This is a genomic window from Ancylobacter sp. IITR112, assembly GCF_041415945.1.
Classification (GTDB): Bacteria; Pseudomonadota; Alphaproteobacteria; order Rhizobiales; family Xanthobacteraceae; genus Ancylobacter.
Map to the genome: position 1 here is coordinate 3,813,355 of NZ_JBGCUS010000001.1, position 25,985 is coordinate 3,839,339.

The 25,985-nt window shown below is 68.6% G+C and carries 28 protein-coding genes; 16 read left to right on the forward strand and 12 right to left on the reverse strand.

What is annotated here, in order from left to right; translation table 11 throughout:
• Positions 1-6: 6 nt before the first annotated feature.
• The 4 genes from AAC979_RS18135 to mnmE form a co-directional block, all read right to left on the reverse strand.
• Complete coding sequence (locus AAC979_RS18135; RefSeq protein WP_371348284.1) at positions 7-867, reverse strand: ParA family protein; 861 nt, start codon at positions 865-867, stop codon at positions 7-9.
• Positions 860-1,564: a 16S rRNA (guanine(527)-N(7))-methyltransferase RsmG gene (gene rsmG, locus AAC979_RS18140; RefSeq protein WP_371348285.1), complete on the reverse strand. Its 705-nt coding sequence runs from the start codon at positions 1,562-1,564 to the stop codon at positions 860-862. Before rsmG ends, AAC979_RS18135 begins: the two co-directional genes overlap by 8 nt.
• Positions 1,565-1,624: 60 nt before the next feature.
• Positions 1,625-3,493: a tRNA uridine-5-carboxymethylaminomethyl(34) synthesis enzyme MnmG gene (gene mnmG, locus AAC979_RS18145; protein WP_371348286.1), complete on the reverse strand. Its 1,869-nt coding sequence runs from the start codon at positions 3,491-3,493 to the stop codon at positions 1,625-1,627.
• Positions 3,494-3,713: 220 nt separating this feature from the next.
• Complete coding sequence (mnmE, locus tag AAC979_RS18150; RefSeq protein WP_371348287.1) at positions 3,714-5,123, reverse strand: tRNA uridine-5-carboxymethylaminomethyl(34) synthesis GTPase MnmE; 1,410 nt, start codon at positions 5,121-5,123, stop codon at positions 3,714-3,716.
• A gap of 75 nt (positions 5,124-5,198) precedes the next feature.
• Here mnmE and AAC979_RS18155 point away from each other — a divergent pair, with 75 nt between their 5' ends.
• Positions 5,199-7,229: a thioredoxin domain-containing protein gene (locus AAC979_RS18155; protein ID WP_371348288.1), complete on the forward strand. Its 2,031-nt coding sequence runs from the start codon at positions 5,199-5,201 to the stop codon at positions 7,227-7,229.
• Positions 7,230-7,564: 335 nt separating this feature from the next.
• On the opposite strand, the gene AAC979_RS18160 is transcribed toward AAC979_RS18155, so the two are convergent.
• The 4 genes from AAC979_RS18160 to hemE form a co-directional block, all read right to left on the reverse strand.
• Positions 7,565-7,969: a hypothetical protein gene (locus tag AAC979_RS18160; RefSeq protein WP_371348289.1), complete on the reverse strand. Its 405-nt coding sequence runs from the start codon at positions 7,967-7,969 to the stop codon at positions 7,565-7,567.
• A 36-nt stretch (positions 7,970-8,005) separates the two neighbouring features.
• On the reverse strand, positions 8,006-9,271 hold the full coding sequence (gene rho / locus AAC979_RS18165) for a transcription termination factor Rho (protein WP_213373436.1): 1,266 nt from the start codon (positions 9,269-9,271) through the stop codon (positions 8,006-8,008).
• 242 nt (positions 9,272-9,513) lie between these two features.
• On the reverse strand, positions 9,514-9,939 hold the full coding sequence (gene hemJ, locus AAC979_RS18170) for a protoporphyrinogen oxidase HemJ (RefSeq protein WP_371348290.1): 426 nt from the start codon (positions 9,937-9,939) through the stop codon (positions 9,514-9,516).
• 130 nt (positions 9,940-10,069) lie between these two features.
• Positions 10,070-11,131: a uroporphyrinogen decarboxylase gene (gene hemE, locus AAC979_RS18175; protein ID WP_371348291.1), complete on the reverse strand. Its 1,062-nt coding sequence runs from the start codon at positions 11,129-11,131 to the stop codon at positions 10,070-10,072.
• 341 nt (positions 11,132-11,472) lie between these two features.
• Here hemE and AAC979_RS18180 point away from each other — a divergent pair, with 341 nt between their 5' ends.
• Genes AAC979_RS18180 through dnaQ form a run of 5 tightly spaced genes read left to right on the forward strand, consistent with a single transcriptional unit; the run spans position 11,473 to position 15,140 of the window.
• Complete coding sequence (locus AAC979_RS18180; RefSeq protein ID WP_371348292.1) at positions 11,473-12,339, forward strand: pyruvate, water dikinase regulatory protein; 867 nt, start codon at positions 11,473-11,475, stop codon at positions 12,337-12,339.
• On the forward strand, positions 12,332-12,964 hold the full coding sequence (locus AAC979_RS18185) for a Maf family protein (RefSeq protein ID WP_371348293.1): 633 nt from the start codon (positions 12,332-12,334) through the stop codon (positions 12,962-12,964). Before AAC979_RS18180 ends, AAC979_RS18185 begins: the two co-directional genes overlap by 8 nt.
• Positions 12,961-13,806 (forward strand): shikimate dehydrogenase, encoded by an 846-nt coding sequence (locus AAC979_RS18190; RefSeq protein WP_371348294.1) that lies wholly within the window; start codon positions 12,961-12,963, stop codon positions 13,804-13,806. The genes AAC979_RS18185 and AAC979_RS18190 overlap by 4 nt, the downstream gene beginning before the upstream one ends.
• 13 nt (positions 13,807-13,819) lie before the next feature.
• On the forward strand, positions 13,820-14,449 hold the full coding sequence (gene coaE, locus AAC979_RS18195; protein WP_371348295.1) for a dephospho-CoA kinase: 630 nt from the start codon (positions 13,820-13,822) through the stop codon (positions 14,447-14,449).
• On the forward strand, positions 14,442-15,140 hold the full coding sequence (dnaQ, locus tag AAC979_RS18200; protein ID WP_371348296.1) for a DNA polymerase III subunit epsilon: 699 nt from the start codon (positions 14,442-14,444) through the stop codon (positions 15,138-15,140). The genes coaE and dnaQ overlap by 8 nt, the downstream gene beginning before the upstream one ends.
• Positions 15,141-15,186: 46 nt before the next feature.
• Here dnaQ and secB read toward each other — a convergent pair whose 3' ends face one another.
• Positions 15,187-15,651, reverse strand: coding sequence for a protein-export chaperone SecB (gene secB, locus AAC979_RS18205; protein WP_371348297.1), 465 nt, complete (start codon positions 15,649-15,651; stop codon positions 15,187-15,189).
• A 422-nt stretch (positions 15,652-16,073) separates the two neighbouring features.
• On the opposite strand from secB, the gene AAC979_RS18210 reads away from it, so the two are divergent.
• From AAC979_RS18210 to AAC979_RS18225, 4 genes are read left to right on the forward strand one after another with little or no spacing between them, the layout of a single operon-like run.
• The gene (locus AAC979_RS18210) at positions 16,074-16,805 is read left to right on the forward strand and encodes a Tim44/TimA family putative adaptor protein (protein WP_371348298.1); all 732 of its coding nucleotides are present in this window, start codon (positions 16,074-16,076) and stop codon (positions 16,803-16,805) included.
• Positions 16,806-16,817: 12 nt separating this feature from the next.
• Positions 16,818-18,080, forward strand: a complete 1,263-nt coding sequence (locus AAC979_RS18215) for a murein transglycosylase A (protein WP_371348299.1) — start codon at positions 16,818-16,820, stop codon at positions 18,078-18,080.
• Positions 18,080-18,682, forward strand: a complete 603-nt coding sequence (locus AAC979_RS18220; RefSeq protein WP_371348300.1) for a Smr/MutS family protein — start codon at positions 18,080-18,082, stop codon at positions 18,680-18,682. Before AAC979_RS18215 ends, AAC979_RS18220 begins: the two co-directional genes overlap by 1 nt.
• A complete protein-coding gene (locus tag AAC979_RS18225; protein WP_244380373.1) occupies positions 18,679-19,044 on the forward strand; it encodes a helix-turn-helix transcriptional regulator in 366 nt (121 codons plus the stop codon). The genes AAC979_RS18220 and AAC979_RS18225 overlap by 4 nt, the downstream gene beginning before the upstream one ends.
• 174 nt (positions 19,045-19,218) lie before the next feature.
• Here AAC979_RS18225 and hslU read toward each other — a convergent pair whose 3' ends face one another.
• Genes hslU through hslV form a run of 3 tightly spaced genes read right to left on the reverse strand, consistent with a single transcriptional unit; the run spans position 19,219 to position 22,153 of the window.
• Entirely contained in the window at positions 19,219-20,526 is a 1,308-nt protein-coding gene (gene hslU / locus AAC979_RS18230; RefSeq protein WP_371348301.1) for an ATP-dependent protease ATPase subunit HslU, read from the reverse strand.
• Positions 20,523-21,611 carry a hypothetical protein gene (locus AAC979_RS18235; protein WP_371348302.1) on the reverse strand — a complete coding sequence of 363 codons (1,089 nt, stop codon included), beginning with the start codon at positions 21,609-21,611 and terminating at the stop codon, positions 20,523-20,525. The genes hslU and AAC979_RS18235 overlap by 4 nt, the downstream gene beginning before the upstream one ends.
• Entirely contained in the window at positions 21,608-22,153 is a 546-nt protein-coding gene (gene hslV / locus AAC979_RS18240) for an ATP-dependent protease subunit HslV (protein WP_371348303.1), read from the reverse strand. Before hslV ends, AAC979_RS18235 begins: the two co-directional genes overlap by 4 nt.
• A gap of 146 nt (positions 22,154-22,299) precedes the next feature.
• On the opposite strand from hslV, the gene hisB reads away from it, so the two are divergent.
• The 6 genes from hisB to AAC979_RS18270 are packed head-to-tail and all read left to right on the forward strand — an operon-like array spanning position 22,300 to position 25,952.
• Complete coding sequence (gene hisB / locus AAC979_RS18245; RefSeq protein WP_371348304.1) at positions 22,300-22,893, forward strand: imidazoleglycerol-phosphate dehydratase HisB; 594 nt, start codon at positions 22,300-22,302, stop codon at positions 22,891-22,893.
• A gap of 21 nt (positions 22,894-22,914) precedes the next feature.
• Positions 22,915-23,409, forward strand: coding sequence for a DUF2628 domain-containing protein (locus tag AAC979_RS18250; RefSeq protein ID WP_371348305.1), 495 nt, complete (start codon positions 22,915-22,917; stop codon positions 23,407-23,409).
• Positions 23,406-24,068, forward strand: a complete 663-nt coding sequence (hisH, locus tag AAC979_RS18255; RefSeq protein ID WP_371348306.1) for an imidazole glycerol phosphate synthase subunit HisH — start codon at positions 23,406-23,408, stop codon at positions 24,066-24,068. The genes AAC979_RS18250 and hisH overlap by 4 nt, the downstream gene beginning before the upstream one ends.
• Positions 24,065-24,799: a 1-(5-phosphoribosyl)-5-[(5-phosphoribosylamino)methylideneamino]imidazole-4-carboxamide isomerase gene (hisA, locus tag AAC979_RS18260; protein WP_371348307.1), complete on the forward strand. Its 735-nt coding sequence runs from the start codon at positions 24,065-24,067 to the stop codon at positions 24,797-24,799. Before hisH ends, hisA begins: the two co-directional genes overlap by 4 nt.
• Before the next feature lie 20 nt (positions 24,800-24,819).
• Complete coding sequence (gene hisF, locus AAC979_RS18265; protein WP_371348308.1) at positions 24,820-25,620, forward strand: imidazole glycerol phosphate synthase subunit HisF; 801 nt, start codon at positions 24,820-24,822, stop codon at positions 25,618-25,620.
• Positions 25,617-25,952: a phosphoribosyl-ATP diphosphatase gene (locus AAC979_RS18270; protein WP_371348309.1), complete on the forward strand. Its 336-nt coding sequence runs from the start codon at positions 25,617-25,619 to the stop codon at positions 25,950-25,952. Before hisF ends, AAC979_RS18270 begins: the two co-directional genes overlap by 4 nt.
• The last annotated feature ends 33 nt before the right edge of the window (positions 25,953-25,985 follow it).

The following is a 25,985-nucleotide window of genomic DNA, read 5'->3' on the forward strand; positions in this document are numbered from 1 at the left end:
CTCCCCTTACGCCGCCGCGACGCGCAGGCTGCGCTCGCGCTGGATTATTTCGGATGCGAGACGAAGATAGGCCTGCGAGCCCACGCATTTGAGATCGTAGAGCAGCACCGGCTTGCCATAGGACGGCGCCTCCGACACCCGCACATTGCGGGGAATGATGGTGTCATAGACCTTGGCGCCCATGAACTGGCGCACGTCGTCCACCACCTGGGTGGAGAGATTGTTGCGCGCGTCGAACATGGTCAGCACGATGCCATGGATGCTCAGCTCCGGATTGAGCGTGGTGCGGACCTGCTCCACCGTCTTCAGGAGCTGCGACAGCCCTTCCAGCGCGAAGAACTCGCACTGCAGCGGCACCAGAATGGCGTTCGACGCCGCCATGGCGTTGACCGTGATCAGGTTCAGCGAGGGCGGGCAGTCGATCAGCACATAGGTGTATTCGGGATCGTTTCGTTCCCGTTCGGACCCTGTGGCCGGCGCGTTGAGCCGGCGGATGGCGTCGCGCAGGCGATAGGCGCGGTCGCGCTGGCTGGCGAGTTCCAGCTCGATGCCCGACAGGTCCAGCGTCGAGGCGGCGATGTGCAGGCGCGGCACGGCGGTTTCCAGCACCGCCTCGCGCAGCTCGATATCGCCGGTCAGCACGTCATAGGTCGAGACGCGGCGGCTACGGCGATCAATGCCGAGGCCGGTGGAGGCGTTACCCTGCGGGTCGAGGTCGATGATCAGCACCGTCTCGCCAATGGCGGCGAGCGCCGTGCCGAGATTGATCGCCGTCGTGGTCTTGCCCACCCCGCCCTTCTGATTGGCGAGGGCGAGTACGCGGGGCACCGGCCGGGGCGCGGCGGGAGCGAGCGAGGCCTCATTCATGATGGTCACCCTGCGAGAAGTTCGTGCCAAACGGGGTTCCGGCACCAGCGTCGGCGGCAAGCGGGACGGCACGGCGGACGATCAGGACATGCCCGCCGCCACCCGTCAGGCTAGCCGTAATGTCAGCGTCGATTCTCCAAGATTTAGCTGACTCGGTCAATTCGTTATCAACATCTTGTCCCTTCAGGAACAGCCCGGTCGCTCCCTGTGCAAGGAAGGGCGCGGCGAGGTCGAGCAGGCGCGGCAATGGCGCAAGCGCGCGCGCCGAGACCACCTCGACACCCGCGGCGATGCGCGGCGCCACCTGCTCGATGCGGGACGGAATCACCGTGACGGGAAGATCCGCCAGCCGCGCCGCCTCGCGCAGAAACGCCGCCTTGCGGCTGTCGCTTTCCACCAGCGTCACATCGGACTCCGGCCGCTCCGCCAGAGCGGCGGCCACCACCAGGCCGGGAAAGCCGCCGCCCGAGCCGAGATCGACCCAGCGCCGCACCGTCCCGGCCAGCGGCACGAGCTGCAAGGAATCCGCGACATGGCGGGTCCAGATCACCGGCAGGGTCGCCGGGGCGACGAGGTTGATGGTGCGCTGCCATTTTTCCAGCAGCGTGACGATGGTGTCGAGCCGCGCCTCTGTTTCACGTGAAACAGGGATCAGGCTCAAGGCGCGGGCACGGTCGGACGAATCGCTCTGGGACATGCCGCAGTCTAACGCAGCCGGGCGGCGGGATCAGCCGCCCCGCGCCACCGCCACACCGCTTTACGACACACGCCGGGCATGGGCGGCAAGCAGCGCCAGCGCCGCCGGGGTCATACCGTCAATGCGACCCGCCTGGCCAATGGTACGGGGCCGAATCGATTCCAGCTTGGCCTTGATCTCATTGGAGAGACCGGCCAGCCCACGGTAATCCATCTCCGCCAATTCGGCCGTTTCCTCCCGGCGGAAGGCGGCGATGTCGGCCTCCTGCCGATGCAGATAGACGGCGTATTTGGCGTCGATCTCGACCTGCTCGCCAATACGGCTGTCTTCGGCGCCCGCCTCCGGCCAGATGCGGCAAATATCGACCCAGCCGACATGCGGATAGGATAGCAGGTCGAAGGCGCTGCGCCGCTGGCCGTCGCGGTTGAGGCTGAGACCGTGCCGGTCCCCCTCCCCCGGGGTGATGGAAACAGAACGCGCCCACTGCGTCACCCGGCCAAGCGCCTCGTGCCGGGCGGCGAAATGCGCGCGGCGGGCCGGGCCGACAAGCCCCAGGGCTTCGCCTTTACCGGTCAGCCGCTGGTCGGCATTGTCGGCACGCAGCGACAGGCGGTATTCGGCGCGCGAGGTGAACATGCGGTAGGGCTCGCTTACCCCGCGGGTGACGAGATCGTCGATCATCACACCGATATAGGCCTCGGCCCGGTCGAAGGTCGCGCCGTCCTGGCCACCGGCGCGGCGCGCGGCATTGAGCCCCGCGACCAGCCCCTGCGCGGCAGCTTCCTCATAGCCCGTCGTGCCGTTGATCTGACCGGCAAGGAACAGGCCGCGCGCCTTGCGTACCTCCAGCGTCGGCTCCAGCTCGCGCGGGTCGACATGGTCATATTCGATGGCATAGCCGGGACGCAGCACCTCGACCCGTTCCAGCCCCGGAATGGTCGCGAGCAACTGGCGCTGCACCTCTTCCGGCAGCGAGGTGGAAATGCCGTTGGGATAGACCGTGGGATCGTCCAGCCCCTCCGGCTCCAGGAAAATCTGGTGCCCGTCCCGTTCGCCGAAGCGGACGATCTTGTCCTCGATGGAGGGGCAGTAGCGCGGGCCGACGCTCTGGATGTTGCCGGAATACATGGCCGAACGCGCGATATTGGCACGGATCACCGCATGGGTTTCCGGCGTGGTGCGGGTGATGCCGCACATCACCTGGGGGTTGGTGATTGCCGTGGTGAGGGCGGAAAACGGCTCCGGCGGCGTGTCGCCCTCCTGCATCTCCAGGCCGGCCCAATCAATGGTACGGCCGTCGAGACGCGGCGGCGTCCCGGTCTTCAGCCGGCCAAGCCGCAGACCGAGCGCGGCCAGCGACGAGGAAAGGCCACGCGCCGGCGCCTCCCCCATCCGCCCGGCCGGGATCTGCCGGCCGCCGATGTGGATCAACCCGTTGAGAAAGGTTCCCGTGGTGATGACGATGGTGCCGGCCGCGACATGGCGGCCATCCGCCAACACCAGCCCAGCGACGCGGCCGTCCCGCAGAATCAGCCGGTCGGCTTCGCCTTCGACCACCGATAGGTTCGGCTGCGAATCGATTTCGCGCTGCATCGCCTGCGCGTAGAGCTTGCGGTCGGCCTGGGCGCGCGGCCCGCGCACCGCTGGCCCCTTTCGCCGGTTGAGCAGTCGGAACTGGATGCCGCCCTGATCGGCGACGCGGCCCATCAGCCCGTCCAGCGCGTCGATCTCGCGCACGAGATGACCTTTGCCGAGCCCGCCGATCGCCGGATTGCACGACATGGTGCCGAGCGTGGCGTGGCTGTGCGTCACCAGCGCGGTGCGGGCGCCAAGCCGGGCGGCGGCGGCCGCCGCCTCGGTGCCGGCATGCCCGCCACCGACGATGACGACGTCGAAGCGAAGATCGGGAGATACGGAAGCGCTGGTCATGGGCTCGCGAATTTCTGCCGCGTCGCTGAAAGCACGCGCACGGATCGGCCGGCAAAGGGAGAGCGCTGTTTGAGCCAGCGTTTCGCCGTTCCGTCAAGTCGCGGAGTCGGCGGTCTTCGCGGTGGAGAACGGGCTGGGCTGATTCACGTGAAACATTTCGTTTACGAATCGGCCCCGGTGCGGCCGGTGTTTCACGTGAATCCCCCGGCTGCGCGAGCGCCTATTTGCCGATGCAGAATTCGCGGAACACGACATCGAGAAGATCCTCGACACCGATGGCGCCGGTCATCCGCCCGAGCGCGCGGGCGGCGAGGCGCAGTTCCTCGGCGAGCAATTCGTCGTCGAGATCGTCCCAGCGTTCCAGGGCCACAAAGAGATGGCCGCGCGCTTCCTCCGCACTGGCGCGATGGCGGGCCCGCAGCAACGCCGGATGCTCCCCCGCCGCCCGCGCGGCGATGAAGCGGCCGAGGGCGCCCGTGAGTTCTTCCAGCCCCTCGCCGCGCGCGGCGGACAGCGTGAGATGATCGCTGGCCCACGCAACGTCGAGCGCGGGGGAACCCTCCGCCCGGTCGACCTTGTTGCCCAGCAGCCAGAGCGGCGCCTCCGCCGTCACGGGGGCCTCCGCCGGCGCGGGGCCGTCGGTCAGATCGTGCACCCAGAGCACGAGGTCGGCTTCCGCCATGCGGGCGCGGGCGCGGCGAATGCCCTCGGCCTCCACGCGGCTTTCCGCCTCGCGCAGCCCGGCCGTGTCGACCAGCGTCGCCTTGTGGCCGTCAAGGTCGAGCGCGACTTCCAGCAGGTCGCGCGTGGTGCCCGGCTCGTCGGAGACGATGGCGACTTCGCGCCGGGCGAGCGCGTTGAGCAGGGAGGACTTGCCGGCATTGGGCAGGCCCGCAATGGCGATGAGCGCGCCCTCGCGCACCAGCGCACCGCGCCGGTCCGCCAGCGCGCGGGTGAGCTCTTCCAGAAGCGCGGCCACTTCCGGCTTCGCCAGAGCCCGCGCCCCCGCCGGCACATCGTCCTCATCGGCGAAGTCGATGCCGGCTTCCACCAGCGCCATGGCGCGGATGAGCCGGGCGCGCCAGGCTTCCACCTGCTGGCCGAGATGGCCGAAGGCATGGGCGAAGGCGAGCCGGCGCTGCGCCTGTGTCTCCGCCGCGATGAGGTCGGCGAGGCCTTCGGCCTCCGTCAGGTCCATCCGCCCGTTGAGAAAGGCGCGACGGGTGAACTCCCCCGCCTGCGCCGGCCGCACCCCCGGCACGGAGAGCACGGCGGCGAGCACCGCGGCGACGACGGCGCGGCCGCCATGGATCTGCAGCTCCGCCATGTCCTCGCCGGTGGCGCTGCGCGGAGCCGGGAACCACAAGGCGAGCCCCTGGTCGAGCACCTCCCCGGTGGCAGGATCGCGAAGCCGGGCGAGCTGGGCGCGGCGCGGCTCCGGCACCCGCCCCGCCAGCGCTGCGAGCGCCGCCCCGGCCTGCGGGCCGGAGAGGCGAATGACCGCCACCGCCCCGCCCGTGCCGGAAGAGACCGCCGCGATGGTATCGCCCAGCGTCCCGCCCCCCGCCCCGCCGGCAAGACCGGTCGCCTTTGCGTCGGCCGCGATTGCGCTATTTTTCTGCACGTCCACCCGCTACGCCCTATCTGTTGAATCGGCCGCCGTGACCGGCCGCCACGATACCCCGTCCCAAGCCGGAGCGTCATCTTGCCCAACCAGCTCGCCGCCGCCGCCAGCCCCTATCTGCTCCAGCACAAGGACAACCCCGTCGACTGGTGGGAATGGACGCCGGAGGCCTTCGCGGAGGCGGGCCGCAGCAACCGGCCGATCCTTCTCTCCATCGGCTACGCCGCCTGCCATTGGTGCCATGTGATGGCGCATGAAAGCTTCGAGGACGCGGCGACGGCGGCGGTGATGAACGAGCTGTTCGTCAACATCAAGGTCGATCGCGAGGAGCGGCCGGAGGTGGACCAGATCTACATGGCGGCGCTGCAGCAGCTCGGCGTGCAGGGGGGATGGCCGATGACCATGTTCCTCGACCCCGAGGGCGCGCCCTTCTGGGGTGGCACCTACTTCCCCAAGGAGGCGCGCTATGGCCAGCCCGCCTTCACCGATGTGCTGAGGACCATGGCGAACGCCTATGCCTCAGGCGATCCGCGCATCGCCCAGAACCGCGTCGCCCTGCTGGAGCGGCTGCGGCAGAAGGCGCGGCCGGCGGGCCAGGTGGTGATCGGCACCAATGAGCTCGACGACATCGCCGGGCGCATTCTCGGCATCATGGACACCGAGCATGGCGGGCTGCAGGGCTCGCCGAAATTCCCCAACACGCCGTTTCTCGAACTTCTGTGGCGCGGCTGGGAACGCACCGGCCGGCAAAAGCTGCGCGACGCGGCGCTGCACGCGCTGGACGGCATGAGCGAGGGCGGCATCTACGACCATATCGGCGGCGGCTATTCCCGCTACAGCGTCGATGACCGCTGGCTGGTCCCGCATTTCGAGAAGATGCTCTACGACAATGCGCAGATCCTCGACCTGCTCGGCCTCGCCTATGCCGAGACCGGCGCCGAGCTTTTTCGCGCCCGCGCCATCGAGACGGTGGGCTGGCTGCAGCGGGAGATGATGACCGAGGGCCGCGCCTTCGCCGCCAGCCTCGACGCCGATTCCGAAGGCCATGAGGGCCGCTATTATGTCTGGACGCTGAAGGAGGTGCTGGACGCCCTGGGGGCGCAGGACGCGGAATTCTTCGCCCGCCATTACGACATCGCCCCGTTCGGCAATTGGGAGGGCGTGTCGATCCCCAACCGGCTGAAGGAGATGGAGCGCTCCGGCGCCGACGAGATGCGGCTCGCCCTATTGCGCGACAAGCTGCTCGCCGTGCGGGAAAAGCGCGTGCCGCCCGGTCGCGACGACAAGGTGCTCGCGGACTGGAACGGGCTGATGATATCCGCGCTGGTCGGCGCCGCGCCGCGCTTCGACCGGGCGGAATGGGTGACGCTGGCGGCGGACGCCTTCCGTTTCATCGCCGAATCGATGGTAAAGGACGGGCGGCTCGGCCATAGCTGGCGCGCGGGGCGGCTGGTGTTCCCCGGTCTTGCCTCGGATTACGCGACGATGATCGGCGCCGCGCTGGCCCTGGCGGAAGCGACGGGCGAGCGGCCTTATCTCGACCAGGCGGTGGCGTGGCAGGGGATGCTGGAGCGGCACCATGCGGCCGAGACCGGCGGCTATTACCTTACCGCCGACGACGCCGAAGGGCTGATCCTGCGCCCGGACGCCACCGCCGATGATGCGGTGACCAACCCGCAGGCGCTGATCGCCCGCAACCTGGTGCGGCTGGCGACGCTGACCGGCGATGACACCTATCGGGCCCGCGCCGATCGCCTGTTCGACGCGCTGCTGCCGCGCGCCGCGCCTAATCTTTATGGTCATGCCGGCCTGCTCAACGCGCTCGACACAAGGCTGCGGGCGCGCGAGGTGGTGGTGATCGGCGCAGGCGCGGAGGCGGACGCGCTGGCGGACGCCGCCCGGCGGATGCCGCTGGTTGATATCAACGTGCAGCGCGTGGCCGGCCCCTCCACCCTGCCCGCCGATCACCCGGCGCGGGCAAAGGCCGAAAGCGTGCTGAGCGGAAGCGTCGGCACCAGCGGACCGACGGCCGCTTTTGTCTGCGCCGGCGGTAGTTGCTCGCTCCCCGTTACGGAGGTGAATCGACTGGAGGAGTTGCTGCGCGGCGGCTGAAGCGCGGCGGCCGATGGGAGTTCTCCCGGCTTGGCTCGCATGGGCGGACGGTGTTCGCTGCGCCTGCGGCGTCTTTAGGTCAAACCGCGCCGCGCGACAGCCTTTGTGAGTAAGTCTGTGGATAATCCGGGGAGAAAAAGCCCCACCCCCGCGCAAATCAACAGAAATGGCCGCTGGCGGGCGTTTCGGCTTTTACGATGGATGGATCGGACGACACGCCTTTCGCCTGCCCTGAGTCATTTCTGAGGGCCATCATTTCGTAAGCGAAATGATGCGTCTTTGGCAAATTAGCAAGAAATACTGGCGAATTTGCCCTCGTTATTGCAGACGGGCAATCAGCGCCGCTGACGCCGCATGCCGGGACGATTATCCGTGTCCAGCCGGCTGAACTTCACATTGGCCAGCATCAGCGGCACCACCAGCATCAGCGCCCCGGCAAGATCGGCCTGCAGCACATAGCCAAGGCCGAGTTCCTCCCGCACCGCCGGCCCGATGACCGGGTCGGCAAAATCGGCGATCAGGCTGGCGACGAACAGGGCGGTGGGCAGCCACACGGCGAGGGGCAGCCACCAGCGCCGGCAGGCCATGACCCAGCTCAGCGCGGCAATGCCGATGACGAACAGCCAGAGTTCCGCTGTCGGCGGCTCGCGTTCCGCGACGCCGGCCTGCACCGGCCTCACCAGAAGCAGGGTGAGGGGAAGCGCCATGACGGAAAGCCGGTAGAACTGCCCTGCCCTCATGCCCGCCTCCCCGCGGTCTGCTTTCGGCTTTGCGCCTTAGGTATTCATTGAATCGAAGAAGTCGCCATTGGTCTTGGTCTGGCGCAGCTTGTCGACCAGGAACTCGATCGCGTCGACCGTGCCCATCGGGTTGAGAATGCGGCGCAGGACGTACATTTTCTTCAAAACGTCGGCCGGCACAAGCAGCTCTTCCTTGCGCGTGCCCGAGCGGGTGATGTCGATCGCCGGGAAGACGCGCTTGTCCGACACCTTGCGGTCGAGAATGACCTCGGAATTGCCGGTGCCCTTGAACTCTTCGAAGATCACTTCGTCCATGCGCGAGCCGGTATCAACCAGCGCGGTGGCGATGATGGTGAGCGAGCCGCCCTCTTCGATGTTGCGCGCCGCGCCGAAGAAGCGCTTGGGCCGCTGCAGCGCATTGGCATCGACACCGCCGGTCAGCACCTTGCCCGACGACGGCACCACCGTGTTGTAGGCGCGGCCGAGGCGGGTGATGGAGTCCAGAAGGATGACAACGTCGCGCTTATGCTCGACCAGACGCTTGGCCTTCTCGATCACCATTTCCGCGACCTGCACATGGCGCTGGGCTGGTTCGTCGAAGGTGGAGGACACCACCTCGCCCTTCACCGAGCGCTGCATGTCGGTGACTTCCTCCGGCCGCTCGTCGATGAGCAGCACGATGAGGTAGCACTCGGGATGATTTGTCGTGATGGACTGGGCGATGTTCTGCAGCAGCACCGTCTTGCCGGTGCGCGGCGGCGCAACGATGAGGCCGCGCTGGCCCTTGCCGATGGGCGCCACGACATCAATGACGCGGGCCGAGAAATCCTTGCGGGTCGGGTCTTCGATTTCCAGCTTCAGCCGCTCATCGGGATAGAGCGGGGTGAGGTTGTCGAAGTTGATCTTGTGCCGGATCTTGTCCGGGTCCTCGAAATTGATCGTATTGACCTTGAGGAGGGCGAAGTAGCGCTCCCCATCTTTCGGGGAGCGGATCTGGCCTTCGACCGTGTCACCGGTGCGCAGGCCGAAGCGGCGGATCTGGCTGGGCGAGACGTAAATGTCGTCGGGGCCGGGGAGGTAGTTGGCGTCCGGGGAGCGCAGGAAGCCGAACCCGTCGGAGAGGATCTCGACCACGCCCTCGCCGATGATATCGGTGTCGCGGGCGGCGAGCTGCTTGAGAATGGCGAACATCAACTCCTGCTTGCGCAGCGTGCTGGCGTTCTCGACCTCAAGTTCCTCGGCGAACACCAGAAGTTCGGCGGGATTCTTGGACTTGAGGTCCTGGAGCTTCATTTCCCCCATGGGAAAAGGCCTCGATATCTAAATGTGGGCGTACCCGGCCGGAAAAACCCGCCGAAACGACAAAAGGTGGGAAGTGCTGGTCTGCGGACCCAGGCCGAGGGGATCGGCTTCTTATCCGGCACACCGTGCGGCATCGGGGAAGATGCCCGCCTGAACGGAGCGACAGCCAGCTTCGTGGAGTTCGCGCACCATAGGCAAAGGCACGATTCGGCGCAAGTGCGCCGCGTGACGCTTTGAACCGCTCAAAATGGCTTTACGATGACCATGATGACAATGCCGATCATCAGCAGTGTCGGCACCTCGTTCATGATGCGGTAGAAGCGCGCCGGACGGACATTGCGGTCGGCGGCGAAATCCTTCACCCAGCGCGACAGCGCGCCATGAAAACCGCTCATCCCCAGCACCAGCGCCAGTTTCACGTGAAACCAGCCCGAGGCGAACCAGCCGCCGTCCCAGGCGAGCCACACCCCGGCGAGCCAGGCGACGATCATCGCCGGGTTCATGATCGCCTTGAGCAGGCGGCGTTCCATCACCTTGAAGGTTTCCGACTGCGGCGAGCCCTTGGGCGCGTCGGAGTGATAAACCATCAGCCGCGGCAGATAGAGCATGCCGGCCATCCACGAGATGATGGCGAGCACATGCAGCACCTTGATCCACTCATAGAGCATCGAGACTACAATCGCTCCGTTTCCAACGCTTCCATGACCGGGCCTGGCCCGGCCATCCACGTCTTGCGCCGGCCCGGTCGTGGATGCCCGGCTCAAGGCCGGGCATGACGGCCCGTGCGCGTGGCCTGCCTCAACCGCCGCGAATCCGCGCGATCATCCGTTCGACATGGGCGATGGGCGTTTCCGGGCGGATGCCATGGCCGAGATTGAACACATGCGAGGCGCCGCGGAAATCCGCCAGGATCGCGTCTATGGCGTTATCGAGCGCCGCGCCGCCGGCGATCAGGGTGAGCGGGTCGAGATTGCCCTGCAGCGCGCATTTCGCTCCCAGCGCATAACGCGTTGCCTTGCGGTCGGCGGTCCAGTCGAGGCCCACCGCGTTCACGCCCGTGGCCTCAACCATCTCGGTGAGGCCGGACAGCGTCGCCCCCTTGGGAAAGGCGATGATGCGCGCGCCGGGCACCTCGGCCCGCACGGCAGCGACGAGGCGGGCGATCGGGTCGATCGACCAGCGGCGGAAGCTCTCGGGATCGAGCACCCCGGCCCAGCTATCGAAAATCTGCACCGCATCGGCGCCCGCCTTGAGCTGGCCCACGAGATAGCGGGCGGAGGTTTCCACCAGCAGGTCGATCAGCGCGGTGAAAAAGGCGGGATCGGTCAGCGAGGCGAGGCGGGCGGGCGCCTGGTCCGGCGTGCCGCGCCCGGCGATCATATAGGTCGCCACCGTCCAGGGCGCGCCGCAGAAACCGAGCAGCGCCGTCTCGCGCGGCAATTCGGCGCGGATGCGGCTGACCGCTTCCAGCACGCGGTCGATCTTGTCCGGGTCGAGCGTCTGGCGCAGCGCGGCGAGTTCCGCGCCGGTGGTGACGGGGGAAAGGCGCGGGCCCTCGCCGGCCGCGAAGGTCAGCGGGCAGCCGAGGGCGTGCGGCACGACGAGAATGTCGGAGAACAGGATCGCCGCATCAAAGCCGAAGCGGCGGATCGGCTGCAGCGTCACCTCGACGGCATGATCCGGCGTGTAGCACAGTGTGAGGAAATCTCCGGCCTTGGCCCGTACCTCGCGATATTCCGGGAGATAGCGGCCGGCCTGGCGCATCATCCAGATCGGCGTGCGGGAGGGCACGCGCCCGTCCAGCGCCTGCAGCAGGATCGGCTCGTCCTGCACGCTCGCCCCCTGGGGGGAACTTTCCATTCCGGCGCTTTCCGTCACGTTGTCCCCTGCCTCTTCATACTTCTTTAAGCACTTTGAATAGAAGGTTGTCTGTGTAGTGAGCAGGGGATTAGACATCTTCCTCGTTCCCCACAACACGCCCCCAGCCGCGTCGCTTCCGCGCGGGCCGGCGTGTGCGGCAAATTTGAGTGCCGTGAGGCAGTTACACGCGGCGTACGGATTTATCCACGCAGTTCGCCGCAGGCGCGTTGATTCAGCGCACAGGGTCTCGCCTGTGGAGGAAAAAGCCCGCTATCCCCAGGGCTCCCCTTGCGAACGGGCAAAGGGCATGGCTTGTTCCCATCCCATGCACAGCCCTGTGGATGACCGGCGTGACTGACGCCCCCCGCGCCTCGGAGAGCTACTACCACCTGCATCTCGTCTCGGATTCCACCGGCGAGACGCTGATCAGCGTCGGCCGGGCGGCGGCGGCGCAGTATGATCTCAAGCCGATCGAGCACATCTATCCGCTGGTGCGCTCGCACAAGCAGCTCGACAAGGTGGTGCAGGCGATCGACGAATGCCCCGGCATTGTCCTCTACACCCTCACCGATCCGGAACTGCGCAACCGGCTGAAGACCTATTGCCGCGAGCATGGCGTGCCGGTGCTCTCGGTGCTGGCGCCAGTGGTGCAATTGTTCCAGGCCTATCTCGGCGGAGCGCCGGAGCCGCGTGTCGGCGGCCAGCACCAGCTCGACGGCGATTATTTCCGCCGCATCGACGCGATGAACTTCACCGTCATGCATGATGACGGCCAGCATGTGGACGGGCTGGAAGCCGCCGACGTGGTTCTGCTCGGCATTTCCCGCTCGTCGAAGACCCCGACCAGCATCTATCTCGCCAATCGCGGCATCAAGACCGCCAATATCCCGCTGGTGCCGAGCCTGCCGGTGCCGCCGGGCCTCGCCGAACTGAAGCGCCCGCTGGTGGTCGGCCTGCTCGCCAGCGCCGACCGGGTGGTGGAAATCCGCCGCAACCGGCTGCTCGGGCTCAACGCTGCCCAAGCCGCCGATACCTATACGGACCGCGAGGCGGTGGCGGAGGAGATCGCCTTCTCCCGCCGGCTCTGCGCCCGCCATGGCTGGCCGATGATCGACGTGACTCGCCGCTCGATCGAGGAGACGGCGGCGGCGATCATCGCCCTGCTGCAGGAGCGCCGGCGCCAGCAGACCGAGAATCCGAATGGTTGAGACCGCACCGGGAAATCCGCTGTGGCGCGGTGGGGCGCCGCTCCTGCTCGCCTCCAAGAGCGCCGCGCGTCGCGCTTTGCTGGACGCCGCCCGCCTGCCCTTCGAGGCGATGAGCGTGGAGGTCGATGAGCGCGCCGTCGAGGCGCAGGCCGTGGGTGACGGCGAAGGCCCGGCGGCCGTCGCCCTCACTTTGGCGCGGGCGAAGGCGCTGGCGGGAGCGGCCGCCTATCCCGGCCGGCTCGTCATCGGCGCCGACCAGACGCTGGCGCTGGGCGATGACGCTTTCCACAAGCCCGCCGACCGTGCGGCGGCGAAGGCGCAGATCGCCCGGCTGGCGGGCCGTACCCATAGCCTGCACTCGGCCGTGGCGGTGGCGCGTGAGGGCGCCGTGCTGTGGGCGGCGGTGGAGAGCGCGCATCTCACCATGCGCCCGCTCACAGAGGAGACGATCGACGCCTATCTCGATGCCGCCGGCGCGGCCGTGCTCTCCAGCGTCGGTGGCTATCAGTTGGAGGGGCTGGGCATTCACCTGTTCACCCGTGTCGAGGGCGACCATTCGGTGATACTGGGTCTGCCGCTTCTGCCGCTGCTCGACTTTCTGCGCTCCGAAGGACTTCTGCTGTGACCCGCAACGTGGCCATTATCGGCCATCCCGTCGCCCATTCGCGCTCGCCGCTCATCCATGGCTACTGGCTGGCCCAGCACGGCATCGACGGCTCCTATGGCGTGCGCGATGTCGCGCCCGGCGATATTGCCGGCTTTTTCGCCGATTTCGCCGCCTCCGGCCTTGTCGGCGGCAATGTCACCGTGCCGCACAAGGAAGCCGCCTTCCGCGCCTGCGCGGCGCGGGACGCGGTGGCGCAGGCGCTCGGCGCGGTGAACACGATCTGGCTTGAGGACGGTGCTCTCCATGGTGCCAATACCGATGTGCACGGCTTCCTCGCCAATCTCGACGCCGCCGAGCCGGACTGGGCGCGGGCGCTGGGCGAGGCGGTGGTGCTGGGCGCCGGCGGGGCGGCGCGGGCGATTGTCTACGGGCTGCTGCAGCGCGGGGTCGACCGCGTGGTGGTGGCCAATCGGACCCTGGCGCGGGCGCAGGCGCTGCGCGACCAGTTCGGCCCGCGCGTGCTGCCGGTGGAGTGGCGCGATCTCGGCGGGCGGCTCATGGGGTGCCGTCTGCTGGTCAACACCACTTCGCTCGGCATGAAGGGCCAGCCGCCGCTCGATCTCGACCTTTCCGCCCTCTCGCCCGACGCGCTGGTGACCGACATCGTCTATGTGCCGCTGGAAACGCCGCTTTTGAGGGCCGCCAAGGCGCGCGGCCTCGCCACGGTGGACGGGCTCGGCATGCTGCTGCACCAGGCCGTGCCGGGCTTCGAGCGCTGGTTCGGCGTGCGCCCGCAGGTGACAGCGGAACTGCGCGCCCTCGCCATCGCCGACCTCAAGGCCAAGGGGCAATTCGCGTGAAGGGTCCGTTCGCGTGAGCCGTCGCCCTCCCTTCCGACTCGGCCTCACCGGCTCGATCGGCATGGGCAAATCCACCACGGCGCAGATTTTCCGCGAGCTTGGCGTGCCGGTGCACGATGCCGACGCGGCCGTTCATGCGCTTTATGGCGCCGAGGGTGTCGCCCCGGTCGAGGCGGCGTTTCCCGGCGTGACCCAGGGCGGGCGGATCGACCGCAGCCTGCTCGGCGCCCGCGTGCTCGGCGATGACGCCGCGATGAAACGGCTGGAAGCCATCGTCCATCCGCTGGTGCGCGCGCGCGAACAGGCGTTTCTCGACGCGGCGGCGCAGGCGGGCGCGCCGATCGCCGTGCTCGACATTCCCCTGCTCTATGAGACCGGTGCCGAGGAACGGGTGGACGCCGTGCTGGTCGTCAGCGCGCCGGAATCGGTGCAGCGCGCCCGTGTTCTGGCCCGGCCGGGCATGACGGCGGAGAAATTCGCCGCCATCCTCGCCCGGCAGGTGCCCGATTCGGAAAAGCGGCGGCGGGCCGACCATGTGATCGACACCGGCCACGGGCTGGAGCGGGCCCGTGCGGCGGTGGCGGCTCTGCTGGACGAGCTGCGGGCGATGCGCGGCGACGAGGAAGGGAAAAGCGATGCGTGAGATCGTGCTCGACACCGAGACCACCGGGCTCAACCCGCTGACCGGCGATCGGCTGGTCGAGATCGGCTGCGTCGAGATCTACAACCGCATCCCGACGGGGCAGGTCTACCATGTCTATCTGAACCCCCAGCGCGACATGCCGGTGGAGGCGTTCAACGTCCACGGCCTCTCGACCGAATTCCTCGCCGACAAACCGCTCTTCGCGCAGGTGGTGGACGATTTCCTCGCCTTCATCGCCGGCGATCCGCTCGTCATTCACAACGCCGCCTTCGATATCGGCTTCCTCAATGCGGAACTGGCCAAGGTCGGCCGGCCGGCGCTGAGCTTCGACCGCGTGGTCGACACGCTCGCCCTCGCCCGCCGGCGGCACCCCGGTGCGTCGAATCGTCTCGACGACCTGATGAACCGCTACGGCATCGACTCCTCCCGCCGCACCAAGCACGGGGCGCTGCTGGATTCGGAACTGCTGGCGGAAGTCTATGCCGAACTGTGCGGCGGCAAGCAGACGGCGCTGAGCCTGACCGTTTCGGAAACGACCGTCGTGGTGGTCGAAGGGCAGGTGGCGGCGCCGCTGCAGCGCCCGCGCCCGCTGGCCCCGCGCCGCAGCGCGGAAGAGGCGGCGGCGCATGCCGCCTTCATCGCTACTTTGGGCGAAAACGCCATCTGGAACGACTACACGGCCGGAAGCTGACGCCGCCGGCCGTGTCGTAAAGCGTTGGACGGTCGCGGCGGGCGCGTCAGGAAGCGAGCACGTTGCTCGGCGCCTGCTGGGCCATGCGCTGGCGATACAGCGTGACGAAGTCGACCGGGTCGATCATCAGCGGCGGGAAGCCGCCATTGCGCACCGTATCGGCGACGATCTGCCGCGCGAAGGGGAACAGCATGCGCGGGCATTCGATCAGGATGAAGGGGTGGATGGTCTCCTGCGCCACGTTCTGGGCGCGGAAGATGCCGGCATAGACCAGTTCGAGCGCGAACAGGGTCTTGCCGTTCAGCTCCGCCTTCGCTTCCACCTTCAGCTCGACCTCATATTCCGAGCCTTCGCGCAGCGGCTTGGCGCCGACATTGATCTGGATGCCGATCTGCGGCTGGCCCTTGACGACCAGCGATTCCGGCGCGCCCGGATTTTCGAAGGACAGGTCTTTCGTGTACTGCGTCAGCACCTGAAGCGTCGGCATCTGGGCGTTGTCGGTGTCAGCCATAGGTTTCTCCGTGGGGTTCGCCGGCCACCGCCAAGGGGGCGCCGGCGATGGCCGCTGGGTCGGCGATCCCGCCTCAGCCGGTCTTTCAAAGGGCGGGTGTCGCTAACACGGTTGGATGAAGCTCACAAGCGCGCGCGGCGTGCCGCGCCGGCCTCCGGCGCCTCGAACCACAACGCTTGGCGGAAGCGGGGGCGGTGATTTACTGTAGGCTCCGAGGTCCGGCCGCGCCGTTCCGCCCCGACGTGCCGTGGCGCCGATGTGATGACCCTGCGGCAGGGACGGGGTGGCGAAATCGGCCAGACGTCGTAAATAGGTCATGGGAACCGGATGGCGCGTCCTTGGCAGGCGCCGCGCGGACACCACATGATGAACAGTCCCGCGCCGGAACGGCTCCGGCGGGGCCAACAGCGGCGAACTGCGACGTGTTCGACATTTATACGATCATCTTCCTGGCCCTCGCCGTGTTCATCTTCATACGGCTGCGGAGCGTGCTGGGGCAGCGTACCGGGCGCGAGCGGCCGCCTTACGACCCCTATTCGCGCCGCGATGCCGCCAAGGCCCCGGCGGGGGCCACCGACAAGGTGGTGAATTTCCCCGGCACGGCGAGCGACAAGCCGGCGGTGCCGGCCCCGGTGGAACCGCTGGAGGAGGACGCCGATCCCGCGCCGGCGCGCTGGGCGGGCGTCGCCGAGGTCGGCTCGGCCGTCGCCAACGGGCTCGACGCCATCGCCGCGCAGGAGCGTGACTTCGACGCCCGGCACTTCCTCACCGGTGCGCGCGCGGCCTATGAGATGATCATCGTCGCCTTCGCCAATGGCGACCGCGCCAGCCTGAAGGATCTTCTCGCCCGCGACGTGTTCGACGGCTTCAGCGCCGCCATCGCCGAGCGCGAGCAGCGCGGCGAGAAGATGGACACCCAATTCGTCGGCATCGAGAAGGCGGAGATCATCGAGGCCGAGGCGCGCGGGCGCAGCGCCCAGATCACCGTCCGTTTCCTCTCCCAGCTCATTTCCGTCACCCGCGACCGCCAGGGCGGGGTGATCGACGGCGATCCCGAGCAGGTCGCCGACGTGACCGATGTGTGGACCTTCGCGCGCGAACTCGGCGCCCGCGACCCGAACTGGAAGCTGGTCGCCACCGAAGCGGCTTCGTGAGAAGATGACGGGGTGCGCATCTTTCTCGTCATCCCGGTTCTCGCCGCCCTTCTGACCGCCCCCCTCGCCGGCGAGGCAGGGGCGGCGCGCGCTTTCGTGCCTCCCCCGCTGTTTCCGCAGGCTGTGCTGGAGCCGATCGCCTTCGCCGCTCTTCCCGGCTGGGCCGGCGACGACCACGAAAAGGCTCTCGCCACCTTTCGCCGAAGCTGCGCGGTGTTGGCGAAAAAGCCCGATCTCGTCACCCCGCCCCGCCCGCTCTTCACCGCGCTGCGGCCGATCTGCGCGCGGGCAGTGCGGCTGCCGAAAAAGCCGGGCGACGCGGCGGCGCGGCGCTTCTTCGAACGCGAATTCCGCCCCTACATCATCGCCGCGCTGGACCGGCCGGAAGGGTTCCTCACCGGCTATTACGAGCCGGAAGTCGAGGGATCGCGCACCCGCTCCGACATCTTCGCCACGCCGCTCTATGCCCGGCCGACGGATCTCATCATCGAGACCCCGCCCGGCGGCGGGCCGCCGACCAACAAGAGCGGCGCCTTCCGCGAGGTCGACGGCGCGCGCGTGCCCTATTTCGACCGCGCCGCCATCGAGGACGGGGCGCTGGGCGACCGGGCCGAGGTGGTGGCCTGGGTCCGCGACCCCGCCGATGCCTTCTTCGCCCATATTCAGGGCTCGGTGCGCGTGCGCCTGCCCGATGGCGAGGTGCTGCGGCTCAACTATGACGGCCATAATGGCCAGCCCTACACGCCAATCGGCCGGCTGCTGATCGAGCGCGGGCTGGTGCCGCGCGAACAGATGTCGATGGACGCAATCCGCGCCTATATCGCCGCTCACCCGCAAGAGGGGCGCGACTTGATGCGGCAGAACCGTTCCTATGTCTTCTTCCGCGTCGCCCGCGAACTCGGCCCCGAGGACGGCGCGGTCGGCGCGCAGGGCCTGCCGCTCACCGCCGGGCGCTCGCTGGCGGTGGACAAGGCGATCCATGTCTATGGCACGCCCATCTTCCTCGACGCCGAGCTGCCGACCGGGCCGGACGGCGCGAGCCAGCCCTTCGAGCGGCTGATGATCGCGCAGGATACCGGCTCGGCGATTATCGGCCCGGCGCGCGGCGACATCTTCTTCGGCGCTGGCAAGGAGGCCGGCGCGACGGCGGGGCGGGTGCAGCATCCCGGCCGCTTCGTGCTGCTGCTGCCGCGCGCGCTCGACCCCGCGCGCGGGCATGCGCCATTGCCGAGACCCCGCCCGCCGCTTGCCGCCGCCGTGTCGGAGACGCGGTGATGACGGCGCCGACCCCTCCGGGCGGGCGCTCGCGCCGCCGCCGGCCGCTCGACGCCGAGGAAAAGGCGCTGTGGGAGCATGTCACCCGCTCGGTGACGCCGATCCGGCCGGTGAAGCGGACCAGCCTCGCACCGGCGGAGCCGCCCGAGCCGGCGGCTGACCCGGCGGCGGAAAAGCCCGCCCGCGCCGCCACGTCGGTTGCCGTGGTTGCCAAAGCCCCGCCAAAGCCGCCGGCGCCGCCACCGCTCGCCCCGCTGGAGCCGAAGCTGCGCCGCCGGCTGTCGCGCGGGGCGGAGGTCGATGCCCGTCTCGACCTGCACGGCATGACCCAGGCCGCGGCGCATGGTCGGCTGATCGGCTTTCTGCGCGCGGCGCAGGGCCAGGGTCATGGGCTCGTGCTGGTCATAACGGGCAAGGGCGAGGCGATGAGCATGCTGGCCGGCGAAGGCGGGCGCGGCGTGCTGCGCCGGCTGGTGCCGCAATGGCTCGGCGCGCCGGAACTGCGCACTATCGTGCTCGGCTTCGAGACCGCCGGGCGCGGCCATGGCGGGGAAGGCGCGCTTTATGTCCGGGTGCGGCGGCTGCGCGGAGGCCGGCCGTGACCCCCTTCGGCCGGCGCTTGCGCGAATTGCGCGCCGAGCGCGGGGTGACGCTGAGCCAGATGGCGGAGGCGATCGGGGTTTCCGCCGCCTATCTCTCGGCCCTGGAACATGGCAAGCGCGGACAGCCGACCTGGCTGATGCTCCAGCGCATCATCGCCTATTTCAACGTGATCTGGGACGAGGCCGAGGCGCTGCAGGCGCTGGCGGAGCTTTCCGACCCGCGCGTGGTGGTGGACACGTCCGGCCTCTCGCCCGAGGCGACGGAACTGGCCAATCTGCTGGCCCGCGAGATCGCCACTCTCCCGCCCGAAGCGGTGGCGGAACTGCTTGGCCGGCTCAAGATCTTGGGAAGGCCGGGGTAGCCCAAAGCATCGGTCGTCTGTCATCCCGGCCGAAGGCCAAGCCGCAGAGCCGGGATCGTCTTCCGCTTTCCAGCATGCGATCCCGGATCGGCCTTACGGCCGTCCGGGATGACGCCTTCTCCCCCCGTTTCACGTGAAACGTTGAGCCGGCTCAGCGCTCGTTCCGGCCCCGAATCAGAGGATATACCGGCTGAGATCGGTGTTGCCGGCGAGGTCGGAAACCCGCGCGCGGACATAGTCGCCATCCACCACCACCGTCTCGCCCGCCCGGTCGGGGGCGGTGAAGGAGAGTTCGTCCAGCACCCGCTCGATCACCGTCTGCAGCCGCCGGGCGCCGATATTCTCGACGCTGGCATTCACCTGCACCGCGATGTCGGCGATGGCTGCCACCGCGTCCTCGGTGATAGTCAGTTCCACCCCTTCCGTGCCCATCAGCGCCACCGACTGCTTGACGAGGCTCGCCTCGGTCTCGGTGAGGATGCGGGTGAAGTCCTCGCGGGTCAGCGCTTCCAGCTCGACCCGGATCGGCAGCCGGCCCTGAAGTTCGGGCAGCAGGTCTGACGGCTTGGAGACGTGGAAGGCGCCGGAGGCGATGAACAATATGTGGTCGGTCTTCACCGCGCCGTGCTTGGTGGAGACGGTGGTGCCCTCGATCAGCGGCAGCAGATCGCGCTGCACGCCCTCGCGCGACACGTCGGCGCCGCCGCGCCGCTCCGAGCCGGCGATCTTGTCGATCTCGTCGAGGAAGACGATGCCGTTTTCCTCCACCGAGCGGATCGCCTCCTGCACGATGGCGTCCTGGTCGATCAGCTTGTCGGCCTCTTCCGACAGCAGCAGCGGATGGGCGTCCTTCACCGTCACCCGGCGCGGCTTGGAACGTCCGCCAAAGGCCTTGCCCAGCATGTCGCCGATGGAGACCGCGCCCATCTGCGCGCCGGGCATGCCGGGAATCTCGAACATCGGCATGCCCTGATTGCCGGAGGCGATCTCGATCTCGATCTCCTTGTCGTCCAGCAGGCCGTCGCGCAGCTTCTTGCGGAAGCTCTCGCGCGTGCCGGACGAGGCGGTGGCGCCGACCAGCGCGTCCAGCACCCGCTCCTCGGCGGCGAGATGCGCCTTGGCTTCCACCCCCTTGCGGCGCACCTCGCGCACCAGGCCGATGCCGACCTCGACGAGATCGCGGACGATCTGCTCGACATCGCGGCCGACATAGCCGACCTCGGTGAACTTGGTCGCCTCCACCTTGAGGAAGGGGGCGCCGGCGAGCCGGGCGAGGCGGCGGGAGATTTCCGTCTTGCCGACGCCGGTGGGGCCGATCATGAGGATGTTCTTCGGCAGCACCTCCTCGCGGAGCTGGCCCTCCAATTGCTGGCGGCGCCAGCGGTTGCGCAGGGCGATGGCCACCGCCCGCTTGGCCTTGTGCTGGCCGACGATATAGCGGTCGAGCTCGGAGACGATTTCGCGGGGCGAGAAGCTGGTCATGATGATGATGCAATATGTGGGGTGGGAAGGGCGTTCGGATGCGGCAGGCGCCGCGCCAAACGGGCCGGAAGCACGGCGAGCACGGCCCGGCGCAGCGGATGCCACAAGGCGCTGAGCAGCAGGATGAAGGCGCCGAGCACGAAGACGGTCAGCGGCGTGGTGCTACCGGCAAAACCGCTGACCTTGATGAGCGAGGCAAAGGCGAGGCCGGCATAGGCGAGGCCGGAGACCAACAGGGCGCGGCGGTCGATCAGCACCGCGACCACGCCGAGCACGGCGAATACCGCGAGCATCGGCAGCGCGTTTCCGTCGCCCGGCGCGCCGTCCGGCCAGATGAATCCACGGATCAGCGGGTGCACGATCAGCGGCGCCGCCAGCAGATGCAGCCAGAAAGCGATGTCGGTGCGCCGCGTGAGCCGCTGCGGATCGCTCATGTCGAAGCGCATGGCGAGACCGAAGACGCCGAGGCCGCAGAGCATGAGCACCGGATTGATCGCCGCGTCGAGACCGCCCGGGGCGATGGCTGCCACCAAGCCGACCACAATGGCCACCAGCGCCGCCGCGCCGGCGGCGATTGTGATCGGCACCCGGAAGCGCCAGTAATGCAGCGTCGCGGCCGCCAGCGTCGCCAGACCGGCCAGCGCCAGCACCAGCGGATCCTCGCTGAGCGACATGAGGCTCGGGACGAGAGGGGCGATGACGCCGAACCATGCGGACGACGCCATGAACACCGAGGCGCAGAACACCACCAGCAGCACGATGCTGGGCAGGGCCATGCGCTGCATGCGGGTGAAGAATTCCGCCAGCAGCCAACTGGCCGCGCCGACCGTCGCCCACATGCCGGCCGGACCAAGCGTCTCGCCGAAATAGCCCAGCGCGCCGAGGAACAGCGCCAGCCCGATGGTGACGAAGATGTCGCCGAAGCCGGTGATGAAGCGCAGCCGCTCGTCATCCTGCGGCGGCGGGAGAATGGCGCTGGCGCTCGGCGCCAGCTCCGCTTCCAGCGCGCGCAGGCGCTCGGCCTGGTCCCGCGTGATGAGGCCGCGCTCGGTGGCGATGAGGACGGTGCGTTCCGAGATCGTCACCCGATCGTCTCCACCACCACATTCTGGTTGGTGTAGATGCAGATATCGGCGGCGATGGCGAGGCTCTTGCGCACGATGGTCTCCGCGTCCTTGCCGCTGTCGGCCAGCGCGCGCGCCGCCGCCAGCGCGAAGCCGCCGCCCGAGCCGATGGCGGCGATGCCATTCTCCGGCTCCAGCACATCGCCCGTGCCGGTGAGCACCAGCGTCACCTGGGCGTCGGCGACGATCATCATCGCTTCCAGCCGGCGCAGATAGCGGTCGGTGCGCCAGTCCTTGGCCAGTTCGACGCAGGCGCGCTGCAACTGGCCGGGATACTGCTCCAGCTTGGCTTCCAGCCGCTCGAACAGGGTGAAGGCGTCCGCCGTGGCGCCGGCGAAGCCGCCGATCACATCGCCCTTGCCCAGCCGGCGCACCTTGCGGGCATTGGATTTCATCACCGTGTTGCCGAGCGTCACCTGCCCGTCGCCGCCAATGGCGACGCGCCCTTCGGCGCGGACGGAGACGATGGTGGTGCCGTAGATCGTGTCGGGGGAATGGGTCATGAAGGGCTCCGGTCGAGGCTCCTTACTTAAGGCCTGAAAGCCGGGGCGCAACTCGCCGCGTGCGCCGTCGGGCCGCTCGCCGCCGCGCATATGGCATTGCAACACGTTAGCTGCTAAGACGCGCGCTCTTTCGGGAGCCTCTCGCCATGCGCACGGCCAGCATCACCCGCGCCACCAAGGAAACGCAGATCCGCCTCTCCGTCGATCTCGACGGTACGGGGAAGGCGACGATCGCCACCGGCGTGGGCTTCTTCGACCACATGCTGGACCTGCTGGCGCGCCATTCGCGCATCGACATGGAGATCGAGGCCAAGGGCGACCTGCATATCGACTTCCACCACACGGTGGAGGATGTCGGCATCGCGCTCGGCCAGGCGGTGAAGGCGGCGCTCGGCGACATGCGCGGCGTCACCCGCTATGCCAGCCTGCATTTGCCGATGGACGAGACGCTGACCCGCGTCGCGCTCGACATTTCCGGCAGGCCCTTCCTGGTGTTCCGCACCGAGTTCGCGGTGGCGAAGATCGGGGAGTTCGACACCGAGCTGGTGCGCGAGTTCTTCCAGGCTTTCGCCATCAATGCCGGGCTGACCCTGCATGTCGAGACTCTCTATGGCGCCAACGCGCACCATATAGCGGAGAGCTGCTTCAAGGGGCTGGCACGGGCGCTGCGCGCGGCGGTGGCCATCGACCCGGCCGCGGCGGGGGAAATCCCCTCCACCAAGGGCAGCCTCGGCGGCTGAAGAAGCGGGATCGGGCATCTGATGGCAGTCTGGACGGTTTTCGAGCCGGAGGAAACGGAGGAGCCGCGCACCCTCACCTGGGCGGACGGCGTCGTCCTGATACCCGAACGGCTGTCCTGGAGCGCGTTGCCCTTCGCCGCGCTGGTGCTGCTGCGCCATCGGCTTTGGCTGGCCCTGCTCGCCTATGTGCTGGCGCAGGGCGCGGCCCTCGCGGTCATGCTTCTGCTCGACCTTCCCGACCGCGCCTTCCTTCTTCTGCTGGTCGGCAATGTTGCGGTGGCGGTCGGCCTGCCGGGCCTGCGGCGGTCGAAGCTGCTCGCGCAGGGCTATGAGGAAGCCGGCTGCGTGGTGGCGCCGACGCTGGAAGCCGCCGAGCAGCGCTATTTCCATGCCCGGCTCGGCGATGTGGCCGCGCCGCGTCCCTTCCTGCCGCCGCTCGGCGGCGCCCGTGCCAATGCCGGGGCGCGGCCAGCCGAGGCCGGCGTGCTCGGCCTGTTTCCGGAGGCCGCCCGATGATTCCTCCCGCGCCCGTCGCCCTGATCGACTACGGTTCCGGCAATCTGCATTCCGCCGGCAAGGCGCTGGAGCGCGCCGCGCGCGAGGGCGCCAGCGGCAAGGCCGTGCTGGTGACGGCCGACCCGGATGTGGTGCGCCGCGCCGACCGCATCGTGCTGCCCGGCGTCGGTGCCTATGCCGATTGCCGGCGTGGGCTCGACGCCATTCCCGGCATGGTGGAGGCGCTGACCGAGGCGGTGATGGTCCGGGGACGCCCGTTCCTCGGCATCTGCGTCGGGCTGCAATTGATGGCGACGCGCGGGCTGGAGCATGGCGAGACCGCCGGGCTCGGCTGGATCGCCGGCGACGTGGTGAAGATCGAGCCGGCCGATCCGTCGCTGAAGATCCCGCATATGGGCTGGAATTCGCTCGCCGTCGCCCGCACCCATGCGCTGCTCGACGGCATACCCACCGGCGAGGACGGGCTCGACGCCTATTTCGTGCATTCCTACCACCTCAAGACCGCGCGCCCCGACGACGTGATCGCCACCACCTCCTATGGCGGGGCGATCACCGCCATGGTCGGCCGCGACAACATCGCCGGAACGCAGTTCCATCCCGAGAAGAGCCAGCGCCTCGGCCTCGCCCTTCTCGCCAATTTCCTGACGTGGGCGCCGTGATCCTCTTTCCCGCCATCGATCTCAAGGACGGCAAGTGCGTGCGCCTGCAGCAGGGCGACATGGCGCGTGCCACCATCTTCAACCACGACCCCGCCCAGCAGGCGGCGCAGTTCGAGGCGCAGGGGTTCCGCTACCTGCATATCGTCGATCTCGACGGCGCCTTTGCCGGCGCGCCGGTGAACGCGGCGCCGGTGGAGCGTATTCTCGAAGCCGTCACCATGCCGGTGCAGCTCGGCGGCGGCATTCGCGACATCGGCCGGGTCGAGGACTGGCTGGAAAAGGGCATCACCCGCGTCATTCTCGGCACGGCGGCGGTGCGCGATCCGGCTTTCGTCAAGGAAGCGGCGCGCCGCTTCCCCGGCCGGGTGGCGGTGGGTCTCGACGCCAAGGACGGGCGCGTGGCGGTGGAAGGCTGGGCCGAGACTTCCGACCTCACCGCGCTGGAACTGGCGCAGCGCTTCGAGGATGCCGGCGTCGCCGCCATCATCTACACCGACATCGCCCGCGACGGGCTGCTGAAGGGCCTCAACATGGAGGCCACCATCGCGCTGGCGGATGCCATATCCATTCCGGTCATCGCCTCGGGCGGGCTCGCCTCGCTCGACGATGTGAAGGCGCTGCTGGAGCCGCGCGCGGCGAAGCTGGAAGGCGCCATCACCGGCCGCGCGCTCTATGATGGCCGGCTTGATCCGCGCGCCGCGCTGGCGCTGGTGGCGGGCCTGCCGACATGAACGGGAAAGGTGAGGCGTCCATGCTCAAGGTCCGCGTCATCCCCTGCCTCGACGTGAAGGACGGCCGCGTCGTCAAGGGCGTGAAATTCGTCGATCTGCGCGATGCCGGCGATCCCGTGGAAGCGGCCAAGGCCTATGACGCGGCCGGCGCCGACGAATTGTGCTTTCTCGACATCACCGCCAGCGTCGAGGCCCGCAGCACGCTGATCGACGTGGTGAGCCGCACCGCCGAACAGTGCTTCATGCCGCTTACCGTCGGGGGCGGGGTGCGTACGGTGGAGGACATCCGCGCGCTGCTCAACGCCGGCGCCGACAAGGTGTCGATCAACACGGCGGCGGTGAACCGGCGCGAGTTCGTGCGCGAGGCGGCTTCGAAGTTCGGCGAGCAGTGCATCGTCGTCGCCATCGACGCCAAGAAGGTCTCCGCCGAGGGCGAGCCCGACCGCTGGGAAATCTTCACCCATGGCGGGCGCAACCGCACCGGCATCGACGCGGTGGACTATGCGAAAGAGGTCGTGGCGCTCGGCGCTGGCGAGATCCTGCTCACCTCCATGGACCGCGACGGCACTGGCGAGGGCTTCGACCTCAAGCTGACCCGCGCCATTTCCGACGCGGTGCGGGTGCCGGTGATCGCCTCGGGCGGGGTCGGCACGCTCGACCATCTGGTCGACGGCATCCGCGAGGGCGGGGCCTCCGCCGTGCTGGCGGCGTCGATCTTCCATTTCGGCACCTTCACCATCGGCGCCGCCAAGGAAGCCTTGGCGCAAGCCGGCCTGCCGGTCCGGCACGGCGGCGGCGACATTGAGGAGACCGGCCGATGAAGGCAGCGCCCGCCCGCGTCACGCTGGAAGACCTTGCCGCCATCGTCGCCGCCCGCGCGGCGGCGGAAGGCGAGCCGTCCTATACCCGCACGCTCATCGCCAAGGGCGTCGCCAAATGCGCCCAGAAGCTCGGTGAGGAAGCGGTGGAGACGGCGCTCGCCGCCGTCGGCACCGATACCAAAGCGGTCATTTCCGAAAGCGCTGATCTTCTCTACCATCTCGCCGTGCTGCTTCAGGCGCGCGGCGTGTCGCTGGATGACGTGTATGCGGAGCTCGGCCGCCGGACGAACCAGTCCGGCCTGGAGGAAAAGGCGTCCCGGCCCAGGGGGTGAGGGCGCCGCGAGGCTTGCAGGGCGCGTCGCCGG

Excerpts from the sequence above, each read along its gene's own strand:
- AAC979_RS18135 (WP_371348284.1), bottom strand. The coding sequence starts at position 867 with ATGAATGAGGCCTCGCTCGCTCCCGCCGCGCCCCGGCCGGTGCCCCGC.
- rsmG (WP_371348285.1), bottom strand. The coding sequence starts at position 1,564 with ATGTCCCAGAGCGATTCGTCCGACCGTGCCCGCGCCTTGAGCCTGATC.
- mnmG (WP_371348286.1), bottom strand. The coding sequence starts at position 3,493 with ATGACCAGCGCTTCCGTATCTCCCGATCTTCGCTTCGACGTCGTCATC.
- AAC979_RS18160 (WP_371348289.1), bottom strand. The coding sequence starts at position 7,969 with ATGAGGGCAGGGCAGTTCTACCGGCTTTCCGTCATGGCGCTTCCCCTC.
- rho (WP_213373436.1), bottom strand. The coding sequence starts at position 9,271 with ATGGGGGAAATGAAGCTCCAGGACCTCAAGTCCAAGAATCCCGCCGAA.
- hemJ (WP_371348290.1), bottom strand. The coding sequence starts at position 9,939 with ATGCTCTATGAGTGGATCAAGGTGCTGCATGTGCTCGCCATCATCTCG.
- hemE (WP_371348291.1), bottom strand. The coding sequence starts at position 11,131 with ATGGAAAGTTCCCCCCAGGGGGCGAGCGTGCAGGACGAGCCGATCCTG.
- AAC979_RS18180 (WP_371348292.1), top strand. The coding sequence starts at position 11,473 with ATGACCGGCGTGACTGACGCCCCCCGCGCCTCGGAGAGCTACTACCAC.
- AAC979_RS18185 (WP_371348293.1), top strand. The coding sequence starts at position 12,332 with ATGGTTGAGACCGCACCGGGAAATCCGCTGTGGCGCGGTGGGGCGCCG.
- dnaQ (WP_371348296.1), top strand. The coding sequence starts at position 14,442 with ATGCGTGAGATCGTGCTCGACACCGAGACCACCGGGCTCAACCCGCTG.
- secB (WP_371348297.1), bottom strand. The coding sequence starts at position 15,651 with ATGGCTGACACCGACAACGCCCAGATGCCGACGCTTCAGGTGCTGACG.
- AAC979_RS18220 (WP_371348300.1), top strand. The coding sequence starts at position 18,080 with ATGACGGCGCCGACCCCTCCGGGCGGGCGCTCGCGCCGCCGCCGGCCG.
- hslU (WP_371348301.1), bottom strand. The coding sequence starts at position 20,526 with ATGACCAGCTTCTCGCCCCGCGAAATCGTCTCCGAGCTCGACCGCTAT.
- hslV (WP_371348303.1), bottom strand. The coding sequence starts at position 22,153 with ATGACCCATTCCCCCGACACGATCTACGGCACCACCATCGTCTCCGTC.
- hisB (WP_371348304.1), top strand. The coding sequence starts at position 22,300 with ATGCGCACGGCCAGCATCACCCGCGCCACCAAGGAAACGCAGATCCGC.
- AAC979_RS18250 (WP_371348305.1), top strand. The coding sequence starts at position 22,915 with ATGGCAGTCTGGACGGTTTTCGAGCCGGAGGAAACGGAGGAGCCGCGC.
- hisH (WP_371348306.1), top strand. The coding sequence starts at position 23,406 with ATGATTCCTCCCGCGCCCGTCGCCCTGATCGACTACGGTTCCGGCAAT.
- hisF (WP_371348308.1), top strand. The coding sequence starts at position 24,820 with ATGCTCAAGGTCCGCGTCATCCCCTGCCTCGACGTGAAGGACGGCCGC.
- AAC979_RS18270 (WP_371348309.1), top strand. The coding sequence starts at position 25,617 with ATGAAGGCAGCGCCCGCCCGCGTCACGCTGGAAGACCTTGCCGCCATC.